This is a genomic window from Buttiauxella cochleicola, assembly GCF_021282435.1.
Taxonomy (GTDB): Bacteria; Pseudomonadota; Gammaproteobacteria; order Enterobacterales; family Enterobacteriaceae; genus Buttiauxella; species Buttiauxella massiliensis.
The window spans coordinates 127,459-145,896 of sequence record NZ_JAJSOT010000008.1 but is presented as its reverse complement, the minus strand read 5'-3'; the positions used below and the strand labels follow the sequence as shown (position 1 = coordinate 145,896).

Annotated in this window: 15 protein-coding genes; 11 read left to right on the top strand and 4 right to left on the bottom strand. The window is 50.3% G+C overall.

The annotated features are described in order from the left end of the window. Positions 1 to 139: 139 nt before the first annotated feature. The 4 genes from leuD to leuA are packed head-to-tail and all read right to left on the bottom strand — an operon-like array spanning position 140 to position 4,824. On the bottom strand, positions 140 to 745 hold the full coding sequence (leuD, locus tag LVQ77_RS17945; protein WP_232866361.1) for a 3-isopropylmalate dehydratase small subunit: 606 nt from the start codon (positions 743 to 745) through the stop codon (positions 140 to 142). Between the two features lie 11 nt (positions 746 to 756). Further along, positions 757 to 2,157 (bottom strand): 3-isopropylmalate dehydratase large subunit, encoded by a 1,401-nt coding sequence (gene leuC / locus LVQ77_RS17940; protein WP_232866363.1) that lies wholly within the window; start codon positions 2,155 to 2,157, stop codon positions 757 to 759. Between the two features lie 2 nt (positions 2,158 to 2,159). Beyond that, positions 2,160 to 3,251, bottom strand: a complete 1,092-nt coding sequence (leuB, locus tag LVQ77_RS17935) for a 3-isopropylmalate dehydrogenase (protein ID WP_232905148.1) — start codon at positions 3,249 to 3,251, stop codon at positions 2,160 to 2,162. 1 nt (position 3,252) lies between these two features. Then, on the bottom strand, positions 3,253 to 4,824 hold the full coding sequence (gene leuA / locus LVQ77_RS17930) for a 2-isopropylmalate synthase (RefSeq protein WP_232905147.1): 1,572 nt from the start codon (positions 4,822 to 4,824) through the stop codon (positions 3,253 to 3,255). 842 nt (positions 4,825 to 5,666) lie between these two features. Here leuA and leuO point away from each other — a divergent pair. The 11 genes from leuO to mraY all read left to right on the top strand — a co-directional run bounded on the left by leuO (position 5,667) and on the right by mraY (position 18,438). Further along, on the top strand, positions 5,667 to 6,611 hold the full coding sequence (gene leuO, locus LVQ77_RS17925; protein ID WP_151994942.1) for a transcriptional regulator LeuO: 945 nt from the start codon (positions 5,667 to 5,669) through the stop codon (positions 6,609 to 6,611). A 411-nt stretch (positions 6,612 to 7,022) separates the two neighbouring features. After that, a complete protein-coding gene (gene ilvI, locus LVQ77_RS17920) occupies positions 7,023 to 8,747 on the top strand; it encodes an acetolactate synthase 3 large subunit (RefSeq protein ID WP_064516169.1) in 1,725 nt (574 codons plus the stop codon). A 2-nt stretch (positions 8,748 to 8,749) separates the two neighbouring features. Next, a complete protein-coding gene (gene ilvN, locus LVQ77_RS17915) occupies positions 8,750 to 9,241 on the top strand; it encodes an acetolactate synthase small subunit (protein WP_034460956.1) in 492 nt (163 codons plus the stop codon). A 175-nt stretch (positions 9,242 to 9,416) separates the two neighbouring features. Beyond that, positions 9,417 to 10,421: a catabolite repressor/activator gene (gene cra, locus LVQ77_RS17910; RefSeq protein ID WP_232866370.1), complete on the top strand. Its 1,005-nt coding sequence runs from the start codon at positions 9,417 to 9,419 to the stop codon at positions 10,419 to 10,421. Positions 10,422 to 10,985: 564 nt separating this feature from the next. Continuing rightward, positions 10,986 to 11,444, top strand: a complete 459-nt coding sequence (mraZ, locus tag LVQ77_RS17905) for a division/cell wall cluster transcriptional repressor MraZ (RefSeq protein WP_064516173.1) — start codon at positions 10,986 to 10,988, stop codon at positions 11,442 to 11,444. A gap of 3 nt (positions 11,445 to 11,447) precedes the next feature. Further along, complete coding sequence (gene rsmH, locus LVQ77_RS17900) at positions 11,448 to 12,389, top strand: 16S rRNA (cytosine(1402)-N(4))-methyltransferase RsmH (protein ID WP_064516175.1); 942 nt, start codon at positions 11,448 to 11,450, stop codon at positions 12,387 to 12,389. Then, positions 12,386 to 12,751, top strand: a complete 366-nt coding sequence (gene ftsL / locus LVQ77_RS17895) for a cell division protein FtsL (protein ID WP_134187112.1) — start codon at positions 12,386 to 12,388, stop codon at positions 12,749 to 12,751. Before rsmH ends, ftsL begins: the two co-directional genes overlap by 4 nt. Before the next feature lie 15 nt (positions 12,752 to 12,766). Beyond that, the gene (gene ftsI / locus LVQ77_RS17890) at positions 12,767 to 14,533 is read left to right on the top strand and encodes a peptidoglycan DD-transpeptidase PBP3 (RefSeq protein WP_064516179.1); all 1,767 of its coding nucleotides are present in this window, start codon (positions 12,767 to 12,769) and stop codon (positions 14,531 to 14,533) included. Continuing rightward, positions 14,520 to 16,007 (top strand): UDP-N-acetylmuramoyl-L-alanyl-D-glutamate--2,6-diaminopimelate ligase, encoded by a 1,488-nt coding sequence (murE, locus tag LVQ77_RS17885; protein ID WP_232905146.1) that lies wholly within the window; start codon positions 14,520 to 14,522, stop codon positions 16,005 to 16,007. The genes ftsI and murE overlap by 14 nt, the downstream gene beginning before the upstream one ends. Next, positions 16,004 to 17,362 (top strand): UDP-N-acetylmuramoyl-tripeptide--D-alanyl-D-alanine ligase, encoded by a 1,359-nt coding sequence (murF, locus tag LVQ77_RS17880; RefSeq protein ID WP_232905145.1) that lies wholly within the window; start codon positions 16,004 to 16,006, stop codon positions 17,360 to 17,362. The genes murE and murF overlap by 4 nt, the downstream gene beginning before the upstream one ends. Then, positions 17,356 to 18,438, top strand: a complete 1,083-nt coding sequence (mraY, locus tag LVQ77_RS17875; RefSeq protein ID WP_034460947.1) for a phospho-N-acetylmuramoyl-pentapeptide-transferase — start codon at positions 17,356 to 17,358, stop codon at positions 18,436 to 18,438. Before murF ends, mraY begins: the two co-directional genes overlap by 7 nt.

The following is an 18,438-nucleotide window of genomic DNA, read 5'->3' as shown; positions in this document are numbered from 1 at the left end:
TACCCTTCATACTTCAAGCTGCCTCTTTGTTGGCTGCGTGTCCTCGCCCAGGTCACTTACTTATGTAAGCTCCCTGGGCCTCGAACACTTGCCGCCTCGATGCAGCTCGAATTATTTTGGGTATAAGAATTGGAGTCTGTTAACGCATAAACACCGGTTGTTTCTGCTCGTAAGCAGAAATTGAACCTTCGTGCTGCAACGTCAGGCCAATACTATCCAGCCCTTCTAACATGCAGTGGCGGCGGAAAGTATCGATATTAAATGAATAGCTTTTCTCACCCGCAATCACCGTCTGCGCTTCCAGGTCGACAACGAATTTAATACCTGGATTGGCCGCGACCAGTTTGAACAACTCATCGACTTCTGCTTCGCTCAACGTCACCGGCAGTAACTGGTTGTTGAATGAGTTGCCGTAGAAAATATCCGCAAAACTTGGCGCGATAACCACTTTGAAACCGTAATCAGTCAACGCCCACGGCGCGTGTTCACGGGAAGAACCGCAGCCGAAGTTTTCTCGCGCCAGCAAAATAGAAGCGCCCTTAAACTCCGGGAAGTTCAGCACGAATTCTGGATTTGGCTTTTGCCCTGCATCATCCAGAAAACGCCAGTCGTTAAACAAGTGAGCACCAAAACCAGTGCGGGTCACCTTCTGCAAAAATTGCTTAGGAATGATTGCGTCGGTATCAACGTTTGCGGCATCCAGCGGAACGACCAGGCCGGTATGTTGGATAAATTTCTCTGCCATGGTGTTTTCCTTTATTTCAACGTGCGGATGTCAGCAAAGTGACCGGATACAGCGGCTGCGGCGGCCATTGCGGGGCTAACCAAATGAGTGCGGCCACCGCGGCCCTGGCGGCCTTCAAAGTTACGGTTGCTGGTGGAAGCACAACGCTCGCCCGGTTCCAGGCGGTCGTTATTCATCGCCAGGCACATCGAGCAGCCTGGCAAGCGCCATTCAAAACCAGCTTCGATGAAAATCTTATCCAGACCTTCCGCTTCCGCCTGTGCTTTTACCGGGCCAGAACCTGGAACCACTAACGCCTGCACGCCTGGTGCGACTTTTCGACCTTTGGCGATTTCGGCTGCGGCACGCAAATCTTCGATGCGTGAGTTGGTGCATGAACCGATAAACACTTTGTCGATGGCGACTTCGGTCAATGGAATGCCCGGTTTCAGGCCCATATATGCCAGCGCTTTCTCGGCAGAAGCGCGTTCTACCGGGTCAGCGAACGATTCTGGATTCGGGATGTTTTCGGTAACGGAAATCACCTGGCCTGGGTTGGTCCCCCAGGTGACTTGCGGAGCGATTTCTGCGGCGTCCAGCGTGACGATGGTGTCGAATTTCGCGCCTTCGTCAGTGCTGAAGGTTTTCCAGTACGCCACTGCGTCGTCCCAATCGGCGGCTTTCGGCGCATGCAGACGGCCTTTCACGTAGTTAAAGGTGATTTCGTCTGGTGCCACGATGCCCGCTTTGGCACCCATTTCGATAGCCATGTTACACAGCGTCATGCGGCCTTCCATCGACAGCGCCTGAATTGCGCTACCGCAGAATTCCACTACGTGCCCGGTGCCGCCAGCGCTGCCGGTTTTGCCGATAATCGCCAGCACGATGTCTTTTGCGGTGATGCCAGGTGCCGCAGTGCCGGTCACTTCAATCTTCATGGTTTTGGCGCGGCCCTGTTTCAGGGTTTGCGTCGCCAGCACATGCTCAACTTCGGAAGTGCCGATACCAAACGCCAGCGCGCCGAATGCGCCGTGGGTCGCGGTGTGGGAGTCACCACACACGATGGTCATGCCCGGCAACGTAATGCCTTGCTCTGGCCCCATCACGTGAACGATGCCCTGGAACGGGTGATTCAGGTCGTACAGCTCAACGCCGAATTCTTTGCAGTTTTTCATCAGTTCCTGCATCTGAATACGGGCCATTTCGCCGGAAGCGTTGATGTCTTTAGTCTGCGTAGAAACGTTGTGGTCCATGGTGGCAAACGTTTTGCCAGGCTGACGCACCGGGCGCTTGTGGGCACGCAGGCCGTCAAACGCCTGTGGCGAAGTCACTTCGTGCACCAGATGACGGTCTATGTACAACAGTGGTGTTTCATCGACGGCTTCGTAGACTACGTGGGCATCGTACAACTTTTGATATAACGTCTTCGCCATGATTATTTCCCCTCTGCCACGAAGCGAGCAATGGTATCGCCCATTTCGTCGGTGCTGATTGCGTTGCCATCACGAGCCAGGTCGCCGGTACGGAAACCTTCTTCCAGCGCAAGGTTGATAGCGTTTTCGATGGCCAAAGCGGCCTCTTCAGCATCCAGGCTGTAGCGCAGTAACAGAGCCAGAGACAGGATCTGCGCAATTGGGTTAGCAATATTTTTACCTGCGATATCAGGCGCGGAACCGCCCGCAGGTTCGTACAGGCCGAAACCTTGCTCGTTCAGGCTTGCCGATGGCAGCATGCCCATGGAGCCGGTGATCATCGCGCATTCGTCAGACAGAATGTCGCCAAACAGGTTGGAGCACAGCAGCACGTCAAACTGCGACGGGTCTTTAATCAGCTGCATGGTGGCGTTGTCGATGTACATGTGTGCCAACTCAACGTCCGGGTATTCTTTCGCGATTTCGCCGACGATTTCGCGCCACATGACGGAAGTTTGCAGCACGTTCGCTTTATCAATTGACGTCACTTTATGGCGGCGTTTGCGAGCGGACTCGAAGGCAATGCGCGCAATACGTTCGATCTCAAAGCGGTAATACACTTCGGTATCAAAGGCTTTCTCGTGCATGCCGGAGCCTTCACGGCCTTTCGGCTGGCCGAAGTAGATCCCGCCAGTCAGTTCACGCACACACAGAATGTCAAAGCCGTTCGCGGCGATGTCAGCACGCAGTGGGCAAAACTCTTCCAGACCCTGGTACAGGCGAGCAGGGCGCAGGTTACTGAACAACTTAAAGTGCTTACGCAGCGGCAATAATGCGCCCCGCTCTGGCTGCTCGGCCGGAGGCAGGTGTTCCCACTTAGGGCCGCCCACGGAGCCGAACAGAATCGCATCTGCCTGCTCGCAGCCTTCAACGGTAACGGGTGGCAGCGGGTTGCCGTGGCGGTCGATAGCAATGCCACCTACGTCATATTGACTGGTGGTAATGCGCATATCGAAGCGCTTACGAACTGCATCCAGCACTTTCAGCGCCTGAGCCATAACTTCTGGGCCAATGCCGTCACCCGGCAATACTGCTATATGATGAGTTTTTGACATGTCACACGGTTTCCTGATTATTTTCTTTATTATGAGCTTTGCGTTGCAATTCTTTTTCGACGATGCCCGCACGCCAGATGTTGTTCAGCACGTTAATCATCGCTTTCGCTGAAGATTCAACGATGTCGGTCGCCAGACCTACGCCATGGAAGCGGCGGCCTTTGTGGGTCACAACGATGTCAACCTGGCCCAATGCGTCTTTGCCCTGGCCTTTCGCAGACAGCTGATATTTCACCAGTTCAACGTCGTAATTTGTGATGCGGTTAATCGCCTGGTAGACAGCGTCAACCGGGCCGTTGCCGGTCGCGGCTTCTGAATGCGTTTCTTCGCCACATTGCAGTTGGACGGAAGCGGTGGAAATCACGCTTGAACCCGACTGCACGTTGAAGTATTCCATGCGGAAATGTTCTGGTTCTTCCTGCTGCTTGCCGATGAAGGCCAATGCTTCCAAATCGTAGTCAAAGACCTGGCCTTTTTTGTCGGCCAGTTTCAGAAAGGCGTCGTACAAAGAATCCAGATTGTAGTCGGCTTCTTTATAGCCCATCTCTTCCATACGGTGTTTCACTGCGGCGCGGCCCGAGCGGGAGGTCAGGTTCAATTGCACCTGGTTCAAGCCGATGGTTTCCGGCGTCATGATTTCGTAGTTTTCGCGGTTTTTCAGCACGCCATCCTGGTGAATACCGGAGGAGTGGGCGAATGCGTTTGAACCGACAACCGCTTTGTTCGACGGGATTGGCATGTTGCACAGCTGGCTGACAATCTGGCTGGTGCGGTAGATTTCATGGTGATTGATATTGGTATGCACGTCTAACATTTGGCCGCGTACTTTAATCGCCATGATGACTTCTTCCAGCGCAGTGTTACCGGCACGTTCGCCTATACCGTTCAGTGTGCCTTCAACCTGACGGGCACCGGCCTGAATTGCTGCGATAGAGTTGCCTGTTGCCATGCCCAAATCGTCGTGGCAGTGGACAGAGATAATCGCTTTATCAATGTTAGGGACGCGGTTATACAAAGTCTGAATAATACCGCCGAACTGGACTGGAGTGGTGTAGCCGACTGTGTCCGGGATATTGATGGTTGTAGCGCCTGCGCCAATGGCTGCTTCTACTATACGGCACAGGTTATCGATTGGAGTACGACCAGCATCTTCACATGAGAACTCTACGTCGTCGGTGTAGTTACGGGCGCGTTTAACAGAATTAACTGCACGAGCTAAAACATCATCGAAGGTACTGCGTAATTTGGTTTCGATGTGCATGGTGGACGTGGCCAGAAACACATGAATACGGAATGCTTCGGCAATCCTCAGCGCCTCGGCGGCAACATCGATATCTTTATCTACACAACGAGCGAGGCCACACACACGGCTATTTTTGATGTTGCGGGCGATGGTTTGTACGGATTCGAAGTCACCAGGAGAGGAAACAGGGAAACCGACTTCCATTACGTCAACACCCATACGTTCCAGTGCCATCGCAATTTGCAGCTTCTCTTTTACACTCAGACTTGCCTGTAATGCCTGCTCACCATCACGCAAAGTGGTATCGAAAATAATGACTTGTTGGCTCATGTTGTGGTCCTTTCTCGTCTTAGGGGCCCTTGCTACGAGCATAAAAAAACCCGCGCAGTGGCGCGGGTTTTTTCTGTCTGATGGCTTGAATCAACGCTCGATTTCGCCCACCAGCCTACCGCGCAAAGAAGTTGCGTTTAGTAGTAGACCTAGTAGGCGAATGGTGCGAATCATGTTTTCAAGCCCCAAGTGAATTCGTTATGCATTTATTGGTACTTGATCTGCCCTGCTGTGTCAACAATCGATTCTCTCAGGCACAGTTTTGGCGATAGTAAGGTGGGTGTGACGGTCAGTTATTTGTGCTGGTATATCAATTTTTCATAATATTTATAAAAGGTATGAAAAAGGACTGCTTACCGTTTTATGTAAAAATGAAATCGTCAGAAACAATTAAAAATAATATGTTTATTACCATCGTCATTCATCATAGTTATGATTTGCGAGGGTTAATCAAGGCAAGAATCCTATTTTAGGAATTTATCTCCTTTCCTTATCACTCGATTCTCAGTAGAACTATTGTTTCCGACCAGCGATGTCATCCATGGTTGATATATAATTCATTAGGTGAATCATTGTGCGATAAGTCATTTTGTGATTTCATTAGCATGTTCAGGAAATCAACTGACACAAAAAAGTTATATACATCTTTATAGTTATACCAGACTTGTCAGTAGCTGAAGCCGTGTTGGCGTGTCAGGAAACGTGAATTAAAAATTTTATTTTTATTTTTAAATAATGTTTTCAATTGTATTGATCAGCATGTTCTGCTTAGCAAGTGATAATAGGGATAGCCCGCAGAGTTAATCTGTGAAAAAGGACGAACCATCTTAGTGGAGTTTGCCATGTCTGATAATTATGTAGAACAACCAACAGTTCATGATGGGTTTAAACCTCAACTACGTTCTGTTGATTTAAATTTATTAACTGTATTTGATGCTGTTATGCAAGTGCAGAATATTACCCGTGCTGCTCAAACCCTGGGGATGTCTCAGCCCGCAGTGAGTAATGCGGTAGCTCGGTTGAAAATAATGTTCAATGATGAACTATTCGTACGTTATGGCCGAGGCATTCAGCCTACGGCTCGGGCCTTCCAACTGTTTGGCTCCATTCGCCAGGCATTGCAGCTGGTACAGAATGAGTTACCAGGAGCAGGTTTCGACCCGAGCAGTAGTGAAAGGGTGTTTAATATTTGCGTTAGCAGCCCTTTAGATAATTTTTTAACCTCTGTTATCTTTAATAATGTGAAACGCTTTGCGCCGGGTATTCAGTTACTCTTTAAATCGTCTTTAAATAAAGATATTGAACACCAATTACGTTATCAGGAAACAGAATTTGTTATTAGCTATTCTGAATTTCGTCGACCTGAGTTCACATGTATTCCACTATTTGAAGATGAAATGGTTCTGGTGGCGAGTAAGAAAAATCCACGCTTAGTTAAACCATTAACTGAAGAAGACGTTTATAACGAAAAACATGCGGTTGTTTCCCTGGATCGCTTTGCATCATTCAGTGCACCATGGTATCAAACAGCAGATAAACTGGCCTGTATTGCTTATCAAGGGATGGCAATGATCAGCGTTTTAAATATTGTGTCGCAGACTCAACTGGTTGCGATAGCACCACGCTGGTTAGCTGAGGAGTTTTCTGACTCGCTGAATTTACAAACATTCACACTGCCGCTTAAAGAAAATACAGCTACTTGTTATTTATCGTGGCATGAAGCAGCAGGGCGCGATAAAGGGCATCAATGGATGGAAAAATTACTGACTACAGTGTGCAGTAAGTAGATTTAGAATCCTTGTCTGAGTAATCCGGATGGTTAAAACTATCCGGTTATCCTTCTTTTATTAGCCTTTATAGTTTTTTCTTCTTTAGTTGTTTTTGTGCTTTCTCTCCAAAACATATGATAAATCGTGCGCTAATTAGATTTATCCTGCAAAGCCACCATCCATGGTATTTTCATTCATAATTTCTGCTTATGGTCAGAGCTTAACTCTGCCACTCGAGGGTTTTGTAGTGTTCGTAAAAAAATCCTTGTTTGAGGCTTGAAGATTGGCAATTGATTGCCAGATTTTCAACGGTTATGTTAGGCAACTATCAATAATAAAAAGACATATGCAGGGCGCAACAACCTGCCTCAACGACTTAGCCGAAATGATTTCGGTGGTCGGTCAAACACGTAAGCCTGGAGGCAAACCATGGAGATGTTGTCAGGAGCCGAGATGGTCGTCCGATCGCTTATCGATCAGGGCGTTAAACATGTATTCGGTTACCCAGGAGGCGCAGTACTCGATATCTATGATGCGCTTCATACTATTGGTGGCATTGATCACGTACTGGTACGCCATGAACAAGCGGCAGTGCATATGGCTGATGGCCTGGCGCGTGCAACCGGTGAAGTGGGGGTCGTGCTGGTGACATCCGGTCCAGGTGCTACAAACGCAATCACCGGCATTGCTACGGCTTACATGGATTCCATTCCAATGGTGGTGCTTTCTGGTCAGGTTGCAACATCGCTGATTGGCTATGATGCATTCCAGGAATGCGACATGGTGGGGATTTCGCGCCCGGTCGTGAAACACAGCTTTTTAGTCAAACAAGCAGAAGACATTCCTGGCATCATCAAAAAAGCCTTCTGGCTTGCAGCAAGTGGCCGCCCAGGGCCGGTTGTGGTCGATTTGCCAAAAGACATTATGAGTCCGGCAAATAAGTTCCCTTACAGCTACCCCGAAACAGTCAGTATGCGTTCTTATAACCCGACCACTCAGGGTCACAAAGGGCAGATTAAGCGCGCATTGCAAACCTTGCTGGCGGCGAAAAAGCCGGTCATGTATGTCGGTGGCGGTGCGATCACTTCTGCCTGTCATGATGAACTGCTTGAACTAGCCCAGAAGCTGAATATTCCGGTCGTCTCCTCGTTAATGGGTCTTGGCGTGTTTCCAGGGACTCATCGCCAGGCATTAGGCATGCTGGGGATGCACGGAACTTATGAAGCTAACATGGTGATGCACAACTCTGACGTGATTTTCGGAGTTGGTGTGCGCTTTGATGACCGCACCACCAACAATCTCGCGAAGTACTGCCCGAATGCGACAGTGCTGCATATTGATATCGACCCAACTTCTATTTCTAAAACTGTCGGTGCGGATATTCCTATTGTTGGTGATGCGCGTCAGGTTTTACAGCAAATGTTGGAGCTGATGGCGCAGGAAGATACGTCGCAGTCCTGCGATGATATCCGTGACTGGTGGCAACAGATTGAGCAATGGCGTGCACGCCAGTGCCTGGAGTTTGACAGAACAAGCGATAAGATTAAGCCACAGGCGGTTATTGAAACTATCTATCGTCTGACCAAAGGTGAGGCTTACGTCACCTCTGATGTCGGTCAGCACCAAATGTTTGCTGCACTTTATTACACCTTTGATAAACCTCGCCGTTGGATTAACTCTGGCGGTCTCGGCACTATGGGCTTTGGTTTGCCAGCCGCACTGGGTGTGAAGCTGGCATTGCCAGACGAGACCGTGGTTTGCGTTACGGGTGATGGCAGTATTCAAATGAATATCCAGGAACTCTCTACCGCGCTGCAATATGGTTTGCCGGTATTGGTGCTTAACCTCAACAACCGTTATCTCGGTATGGTGAAACAGTGGCAGGACATGATTTACTCTGGCCGCCATTCTCAATCCTATATGGAGTCTTTACCTGATTTTGTGCGCGTTGCGGAAGCTTATGGGCATGTAGGGATCAACATTAACGAGCCGCATGAGCTGGAAAGCAAGTTGATCGAAGCGCTGGAGGCCGTGCGTAACCAGCGTCTGGTATTTGTCGACGTCGCAGTTGATGGCACTGAGCATGTGTACCCGATGCAGATCCGTGGCGGTGGTATGGATGAGATGTGGTTAAGCAAAACGGAGAGAACCTGATTATGCGCCGGATATTATCTGTATTACTCGAAAATGAGTCCGGGGCGCTGTCCCGTGTAATAGGCTTATTTGCTCAGCGCGGTTACAACATTGAAAGTCTGACCGTGGCTCCAACTGACGATCCCACACTGTCTCGCATGACTATCCAAACGGTTGGTGATGCGAAAGTGCTGGAGCAGATTGAAAAGCAGCTGCATAAACTGGTGGATGTCCTGCGTGTCAGCGAACTGGTGCAAGGGGCGCATGTCGAGCGTGAAATCATGCTGGTAAAAGTGCAGGCGAGTGGTTACGGGCGTGAAGAAGTGAAACGCAACGCGGAAATCTTTCGTGGGCAAATCATTGATGTCACACCAACGCTCTACACGGTTCAACTGGCAGGGACTAGCGACAAACTGGACGCATTCCTGAATACCATTCGTGAAGTGGCTAAGATTGTGGAAGTCGCACGCTCAGGTATTGTGGGCGTATCGCGTGGCGATAAGATTATGCGCTAGCCTGTAATGGCGGCTAAATAAAAAACCCGGTAAAACACGTACCGGGTTTTTTTTTTGCAAATAGCGCAGCAACTGCCAGCAAAAGCGGTTGCCCGAGGTATTATTCTGCGCTTAGATGATAAAAATGAAACCATGACCAGGGTATGGTTATGGAAATCCTAAATAAGGGGCTACTGTGAAATTGGATGAAATCGCGCGCCTGGCTGGAGTTTCGCGCACTACGGCGAGCTACGTCATCAACGGTAAGGCAAAACAGTATCGCGTTAGCGATAAGACCGTTGAGAAAGTCATGGCAGTTGTACGCGAACATAACTACCACCCGAATGCTGTGGCTGCAGGATTGCGTGCCGGGCGCACGCGTTCTATCGGATTAGTTATTCCAGACCTTGAGAACACAAGCTACACCCGTATCGCCAACTATCTGGAGCGCCAGGCTCGTCAGCGTGGATATCAGTTGCTTATCGCGTGCTCGGAAGACCAGCCTGATAATGAAATGCGTTGTATTGAGCACCTGCTACAACGTCAGGTTGATGCGATCATTGTTTCAACGTCACTGCAGCCTGAACATCCATTCTATCAACGCTGGGCGAACGACCCTTTTCCAATCATCGCGCTCGATCGTGCATTAGATCGCGAAAATTTCATTAGCGTAGTCGGTGCAGACCAGGAAGATGCGGAAATGTTGGCCAGTGAGCTGCGTACTTTCCCTGCTGAAACGGTTCTTTATCTTGGCGCATTGCCGGAGCTGTCAGTTAGCTACTTGCGCGAACAAGGTTTCCGCACCGCGTGGAAAGATGATCCACGTGAAGTACACTTCTTATATGCCAACAGTTATGAGCGTGAAGCCGCAGCGCAGCTTTTTGACAAGTGGTTGGAAACTCACCCAATGCCGCAGGCTCTATACACGACGTCTTTTGCATTATTACAAGGTGTTATGGATGTAACATTGCGCCGTGAAGGGCATTTGCCGTCAGAGTTAGCAATTGCGACTTTCGGTGACAATGAGTTGCTTGATTTCCTGCAATGTCCAGTATTGGCTGTTGCGCAGCGCCACCGTGATGTAGCCGAAAGAGTACTGGAATTGGTATTGGCAAGCCTCGATGAGCCACGTAAACCTAAGCCTGGATTAACACGTATTCGTCGTAATCTATATCGCCGTGGCAGTTTAAGTCGGCACTAACAAGAGATGGCAGTTACGGCTGCCATTCTTAATTAAGAATAATCTCGTTTTATTTACCTTAGTTATTCAGGTAATTATTTTTCATTGATAATAGACACTTCTCTTAATTCCAGAATCGATATAATTCCTTCTTCTGAATTATTTTGTTACATAGCAGTGTGTAAAAGTGCCCGATAATTAAACAATAGTTCTCAGTGCCCCTTCAAACTAACCCGCAGCCCGCGTTTCGCCTGCATCTGGCGCTGTTATCCTGCAGAGAAATACCTTAAAATGCCGACCGCGTCGCAAACTGAACACTTCATATTTTACCTTGCAGGTTTTCAGTCGATTTAACGATATTTATGCTTATTGATCTTTTTTCTTTCAAATATTCATAACGTTAATTTTGCATCGTGGATGTAGCGCCTTTTCACGCCAGTCATTTATCAATCGCTTAGGAGATGAAAATTATTTCCATCAGCGTTGTAGCTTGCTTGACAAGGTTTTCCTCCGCTCCGTAAACTCCTTTAGGTGGGATTTTGTGGGTCAAAGTGGTGGAAAGGGGAATTTAAGGGTGAGGCTGGCATGTTCCGTGGGGCAACATTAGTCAATCTCGACAGCAAAGGGCGGCTTGCCGTACCTACCCGTTACCGGGATGCGCTTGTCGAAACCTCTGAAGGTCAGATGGTTTGTACCATCGACATCCATCACCCATGCCTGCTGCTTTATACCCTTCCCGAGTGGGAAATTATTGAACAAAAGCTAGCTCGTCTGTCGAGCATGAACCCGGTTGAGCGTCGCGTGCAGCGATTGTTACTCGGGCATGCCAGTGAATGTCAGATGGATAGCGCCGGGCGATTATTGCTAGCACCTGTTTTGCGCCAATACGCTGGGCTAACCAAAGAAGTGATGCTGGTTGGGCAGTTCAATAAATTTGAACTGTGGGATGAAACGACCTGGCATCAACAGGTCAAGGAAGACATCGACGCTGAGCAGGCTACGACAACCACCTTGTCGGACCGTCTGCAGGACTTGTCACTATAAATAATGATGGAAAATTTTAAACATACTTCAGTCCTGCTTGATGAGGCCGTGAATGGTCTCAACATTCGTCAGGATGGCATCTACATTGATGGCACGTTTGGCCGCGGTGGTCACTCTCGCCTGATTCTTTCCCAACTGGGACCAGAAGGGCGCCTGCTGGCAATCGACCGAGATCCTCAAGCAATTGAGGCTGCCAGGGCAATTGATGATCCGCGCTTCTCTATCATTCATGGACCTTTCTCTGAATTAGCTGAATACGCACGCGAACGCGACTTGCTGGGCAAAATTGACGGCATCCTGTTGGATCTTGGCGTCTCTTCACCGCAACTTGATGATGCAGAACGCGGCTTCTCGTTTATGCGTGATGGCCCGTTGGATATGCGTATGGACCCGACTCGTGGCCAGTCAGCTGCGGAATGGTTGCTCAGTGCTGAAGAAGCAGATATCGCCTGGGTGATTAAAACCTTCGGTGAAGAAAAGTTTGGCAAACGTATTGCGCGCGCCATTATCGAGCGCAACCGTGAACAGCCAATGACACGCACTAAAGAACTTGCGACGGTTGTAGCTGCAGCAATGCCGGTTAAAGACAAATTCAAACACCCGGCCACGCGTACTTTCCAGGCTATTCGTATCTGGATCAACAGCGAACTTGATGAGATCGAAAAGGCACTGAAAGGCTCGATTGAAACGCTCGCAACGGGTGGCCGCCTGTCAATTATCAGTTTCCACTCTCTGGAAGACCGAATTGTTAAGCGCTTTATGCGTGAAAACACCCGTGGACCACAGGTTCCGGCCGGTATCCCAATGACTGAAGCCCAGTTGAATAAGCTTGGTGGCAGATATTTAAAATCAATTGGCAAAATGATGCCAGGCGATGAAGAAGTGGCGGAAAACCCGCGTGCGCGTAGTTCGGTTCTGCGCATCGCTGAAAGGACGAACGCATGATCAGCAGAGTGGCAGAAGCCCTGAATAAAGTTACTGGCCAGTTGAGCAGTGGCGAGCGGCATGCTCTACCAACAGTGATTGGTGGTGATTTGTTGCGTCATGGGAAACTACCGCTGATCTTGTTCACCGCCATTATCGTTACCGCCATTTTTGTTGTGACTACCGCTCACCACACCCGACTGCTCACCGCTCAGCGTGAGCAAATGGTTGTGGAACGTGATGCGCTGGATATCGAATGGCGAAATCTGATTTTGGAAGAAAATGCACTGGGCGATCATAGCCGGGTGGAGCGGGTCGCAACGGAAAAGCTGCAATTGCAGCATGTTGACCCATCGCAGGAAAACATTGTAGTTCAGCAATAAGGAATCGCGTGGCAGATGAGAGCAGCGGCAAAAACGCTTAAACCGAAACGCCAGGAAGAACAGGCCAACTTTGTAAGTTGGCGTTTTGCGTTGCTTTGCGGTTGCATTTTGCTGGCGCTGGTTTTCTTGCTGGGGCGCGTTGCCTGGCTGCAAATCATTGCGCCAGATATGCTGGTTCGCCAGGGAGACATGCGCTCTTTGCGTGTGCAGGAAGTCTCTACTTCTCGTGGCATGATTAGCGATCGTGCTGGTCGCCCATTGGCAGTCAGCGTGCCGGTGAATGCGATTTGGGCCGATCCGAAAGAGCTGCATGATGCAGGTGGTATTACGCTGGATAACCGCTGGAAAGCGCTGGCGGATGCTCTGAAAATCCCTCTTGATCAACTGGCTTCCCGTGTTAACAGCAACCCGAAAGGCCGATTTATTTATCTCGCCCGTCAGGTTAACCCTGATATTGGCGATTACATCAAAAAACTGAAACTTCCCGGTATTCATTTACGCCAGGAATCTCGCCGTTACTACCCTTCAGGCGAAGTAACCGCTCACCTTATTGGCTTCACTAACGTGGATAGCCAGGGTATCGAGGGCGTTGAAAAAAGCTTCGACAAATGGCTGACCGGCCAACCGGGCGAGCGCGTCGTGCGTAAAGACCGTTTCGGGCGCGTCATTGAAGATATTTCTTCAACCGATAGTCAGGCCGCTCATAACCTCGCATTGAGTATCGATGAACGCTTACAGGCGTTGGTTTATCGCGAGCTAAACAATGCTGTGGCCTTCAACAAAGCGGAATCGGGCAGTGCGGTGCTGGTTGATGTGAGCACTGGCGAAGTTTTAGCGATGGCAAACAGCCCATCCTATAACCCAAATAATTTAAGTGGAACCCCGAAAGACGTGATGCGTAACCGTACCATTACGGACGTTTTCGAGCCGGGTTCTACAGTGAAACCGATGGTGGTCATGACTGCGCTGCAACGTGGCGTGGTACGTGAAAATACCGTTCTGAATACCGTGCCGTACCGCATTAATGGTCATGAGATCAAAGATGTGGCGCGCTACAGCGAATTGACCCTTACCGGGGTGCTACAGAAGTCGAGTAACGTCGGGGTTTCTAAACTGGCGTTAGCGATGCCCTCCTCAGCGTTGGTAGATACTTACTCACGTTTTGGATTGGGAAAAGCGACCAACTTGGGGCTGGTCGGAGAACGCAGTGGCTTATATCCGCAAAAACAACGGTGGTCTGACATAGAGAGGGCCACCTTCTCTTTCGGCTACGGGCTAATGGTAACCCCGTTACAGTTAGCGCGAGTCTACGCAACGATTGGCAGCTACGGTGTGTATCGCCCACTGTCAATTACGAAGGTTGATCCCCCTGTTCCAGGTGAACGTATCTTCCCTGAACAGTTGGTTCGTACCGTCGTTCATATGATGGAAAGTGTGGCATTGCCTGGTGGTGGTGGCGTTAAAGCGGCCATCAAAGGCTACCGCATTGCAATTAAGACCGGTACGGCGAAAAAAGTCGGGCCGGACGGAAAATACGTCAACAAATACATTGCTTACACCGCGGGCGTAGCGCCAGCAAGTAACCCTCGATTTGCGCTGGTTGTGGTGATTAACGACCCACAAGCAGGGAAGTATTACGGTGGTGCCGTCTCTGCACCTGTGTTCGGTGCCATTATGGGCGGCGTTCTGCGCACCATGAATATCGAACCGGATGCTCTGGCGACAGGTGAAAAAAGTGAATTTGTAATTAATCAAAATGAGGGATCAGGTGGCAGATCGTAATTTGCGCGACCTTCTTGCTCCGTGGGTGCCACAAGCGCCGGAGAGAGCTCTGCGAGAAATGACACTCGATAGCCGCGTGGCGGCATCGGGCGACCTTTTTGTAGCTATAGTCGGTCATCAGGCGGACGGGCGTCGATATATCCCGCAGGCAATAGCGCAAGGTGTAGCCGCTATCGTTGCTGAAGCTGAAGGCGAAGCAGTAGATGGTGAAATCCGTGAAATGCACGGTGTGCCGGTTATTTATCTGAGCCAGTTGCATCAACGACTTTCTGCTTTGGCAGGGCGTTTTTACAACGAACCCTCAAGTGCATTACGCCTGGTTGGCGTGACGGGCACAAATGGCAAAACGACTACCGCTCAGTTGCTAGCACAGTGGAGCCAGTTATTAGGCGAAACCAGTGCCGTTATGGGTACCGTGGGCAACGGTTTACTCGGCAATGTGAAACCGACCGAAAACACCACTGGCTCTGCCGTTGACGTGCAGCACGTGCTGGCGACACTGGCTGATGAAGGCGCAAGCTTTGCAGCGATGGAAGTTTCCTCACACGGGCTGGTTCAGCATCGTGTTTCCGCATTGAAATTCACTGCCAGCGTGTTCACCAATCTCAGCCGAGATCACCTGGATTACCATGGTGATATGGCAGGCTATGAAGCTGCGAAATGGTTGCTGTTCTCCGAACATGATTACGGCAATGCAATCATTAATGCTGATGATGAAATCGGACGCAATTGGTTAGCACGCTTGCCTGACGCTGTTGCCGTTACGATGGAAAACAATTTGCAGCCCGGCTGCCGTGGACGCTGGTTGAAAGCAACCAACGTGCATTATCACGATGGCGGGGCCACTATCCAGTTCAGCTCTTCATGGGGGAATGGCGAAATTGAAAGCCGCCTGATGGGCGCGTTTAACGTTAGCAACTTGCTGCTGGCGCTTGCCACTCTGTTAGTGCTGGATTACCCACTCGAAGAACTGCTGAAAACGGCTCAGAGCCTGCAACCTGTTTGCGGTCGCATGGAAGTTTTCACAGCTCCTGGTAAGCCGACGGTTGTGGTGGATTACGCCCATACGCCAGATGCGCTGGAAAAAGCCCTGCAAGCCGCGCGTTTACATTGTAGCGGCAAGCTGTGGTGCGTGTTCGGTTGCGGCGGCGATCGCGATAAAGGCAAGCGCCCAATTATGGGTGGAATTGCCGAGCAATATGCAGATGTCGTTGTCGTCACCGATGACAACCCACGCACCGAAGAGCCGAAAGCGATTGTTGCCGATATTCTGACAGGCATGTTGGATGCAGGCCGCGCGCATGTGGTTTCAGGCCGCGCCGAAGCTGTGACTAACGCGATTATGCAAGCCAAAGAAAACGATGTGGTTCTGGTTGCCGGCAAGGGTCATGAGGATTATCAAATTGTGGGTGTGCGCCGTCTGGACTACTCCGACCGTGTCACTGTCGCCCGTCTGTTGGGGGTTGTGGCATGATCCGCGTTTCCTTGAGCCAACTTGCCACTGTCCTGAAGGGAGAGTTGCATGGTGCTGACGCCGATATCATTGATGTCACTACCGACACGCGCAAATTAACGCCGGGCTGTCTGTTCGTCGCACTGAAAGGTGAGCGTTTTGATGCTCATGACTTTGCGCAAGATGCCGTGAAGGGTGGGGCAGGAGCGTTATTGGTTAGCCACAAGTTAGCTATCAATGTTCCACAGCTAGTAGTTGCCGATACGCATCAGGCATTTGGCGAGCTCGCAGCCTGGGTGCGTCAGCAAGTTCCAACCCGTATTGTCGCGCTGACCGGTTCTTCCGGCAAAACCTCTGTAAAAGAGATGACTGCCGCTATTTTGCGTGAGTGCGGTAACACATTATATACAGCTGGCAATTTGAATAACGATATTGGCGTACCGATGACGTTGTTACGCCTGACGCCAGAACATGAATATGCAGTCATTGAGCTCGGTGCGAATCACCAGGGTGAAATCTCCTGGACTGTGAATCTCACGCGCCCGGAAGCTGCATTGGTCAATAACCTGGCAGCTGCACACCTGGAAGGGTTTGGGTCGCTTGCCGGTGTTGCGAAAGCAAAAGGTGAAATCTTCACTGGTTTGCCTGAGAACGGCATCGCTATTCTCAACGCAGATAACAATGATTGGCTGAACTGGCAGGAAGTGATTGGTGAGCGCAAAGTATGGCGTTTTTCACCTAATGCCACAGGTAGTGATTTTACTGCAACCAATGTGCACATCACCGCGCATGGCACCGATTTCACCATCAAAACACCAGCGGGTGACGTTGATGTTACGCTGCCACTTCCTGGTCGCCATAACATTGCTAATGCGCTGGCTGCGGCCTCACTTGCGATGTCGGTGGGGGCTTCTCTGGAAGCAGTTAAAGCCGGTCTGGCGGGTCTTAAAGCCGTTCCTGGGCGTCTGTTCCCGATTCAACTTTCTGAAAACCAACTGCTCCTCGACGACAGTTACAACGCCAATGTGGGGTCGATGACCGCTGCAGCACAGGTGCTGTCTGAAATGCCGGGTTACCGCGTGATGGTGGTCGGTGATATGGGTGAGTTGGGTGCAGAGTCTGTTGAGTGCCATCGTCAGGTGGGTGAAGCAGCAAAAGCGTCAGGCATCGATTGCGTACTAAGCGTAGGCACACTGAGCGAAACAATCAGTACTGCCTCTGAAGTTGGCGAACATTTTACCGATAAGCCTTCTTTAATTGTGCGCCTGAGGGCGCTACTCGCTGAGCATTCAATGATTACCATTTTAGTGAAGGGTTCACGTAGTGCCGCCATGGAACAGGTAGTACACGCATTACAGGAGAATGGAACATGTTAGTTTGGCTGGCCGAACACTTGGTCAAATATTATTCCGGCTTTAACGTCTTTTCCTATCTGACGTTTCGCGCCATTGTCAGCCTGCTGACTGCTCTGTTCATCTCGTTATGGATGGGGCCGCGTATGATTGCTCGTTTGCAGCAACTCTCCTTCGGCCAGGTTGTGCGTAACGACGGCCCGGAATCTCACTTCAGCAAACGCGGTACACCAACGATGGGCGGGATTATGATCCTGACTTCTATCGTTATCTCCGTGTTGATGTGGGCATATCCATCAAATCCTTATGTCTGGTGTGTGTTGTTCGTGCTGATTGGTTACGGGGTGATTGGCTTTATCGATGACTACCGCAAAGTGGTGCGTAAAGATACTAAAGGTCTGATTGCACGCTGGAAATACTTCTGGATGTCGGTTATCGCGCTGGCTGTAGCTTTCACGATGTACAGCGTAGGAAAAGGAACGCCAGCCACCGAGCTGGTTGTGCCGTTCTTTAAAGACGTAATGCCGCAGCTTGGTCTTTTCTATGTGCTACTGGCGTACTTCGTTATCGTCGGTACTGGCAACGCAGTAAACCTGACCGATGGCCTGGACGGGCTGGCGATTATGCCAACCGTGCTGGTGGCATCAGGTTTTGCGCTGGTTGCCTGGGCGACCGGTAACATTAAGTTTGCAGAATATCTGCATATTCCTTATCTGCGTCATGCCGGGGAACTGGTCATCGTCTGTACGGCGATTGTTGGTGCTGGGCTTGGTTTCTTGTGGTTCAACACCTATCCAGCGCAAGTCTTTATGGGCGATGTTGGCTCACTGGCTCTGGGCGGTGCGCTCGGTACTATCGCCGTGCTGCTGCGTCAGGAATTCCTGTTGGTGATTATGGGCGGCGTGTTTGTGGTTGAAACGCTGTCAGTCATCTTGCAAGTCGGCTCCTTCAAATTGCGTGGGCAGCGTATTTTCCGCATGGCGCCTATTCATCACCATTACGAATTGAAAGGCTGGCCTGAGCCGCGAGTTATTGTGCGCTTCTGGATTATTTCGCTGATGCTGGTCCTGATTGGCCTGGCTACCCTGAAGGTGCGTTAA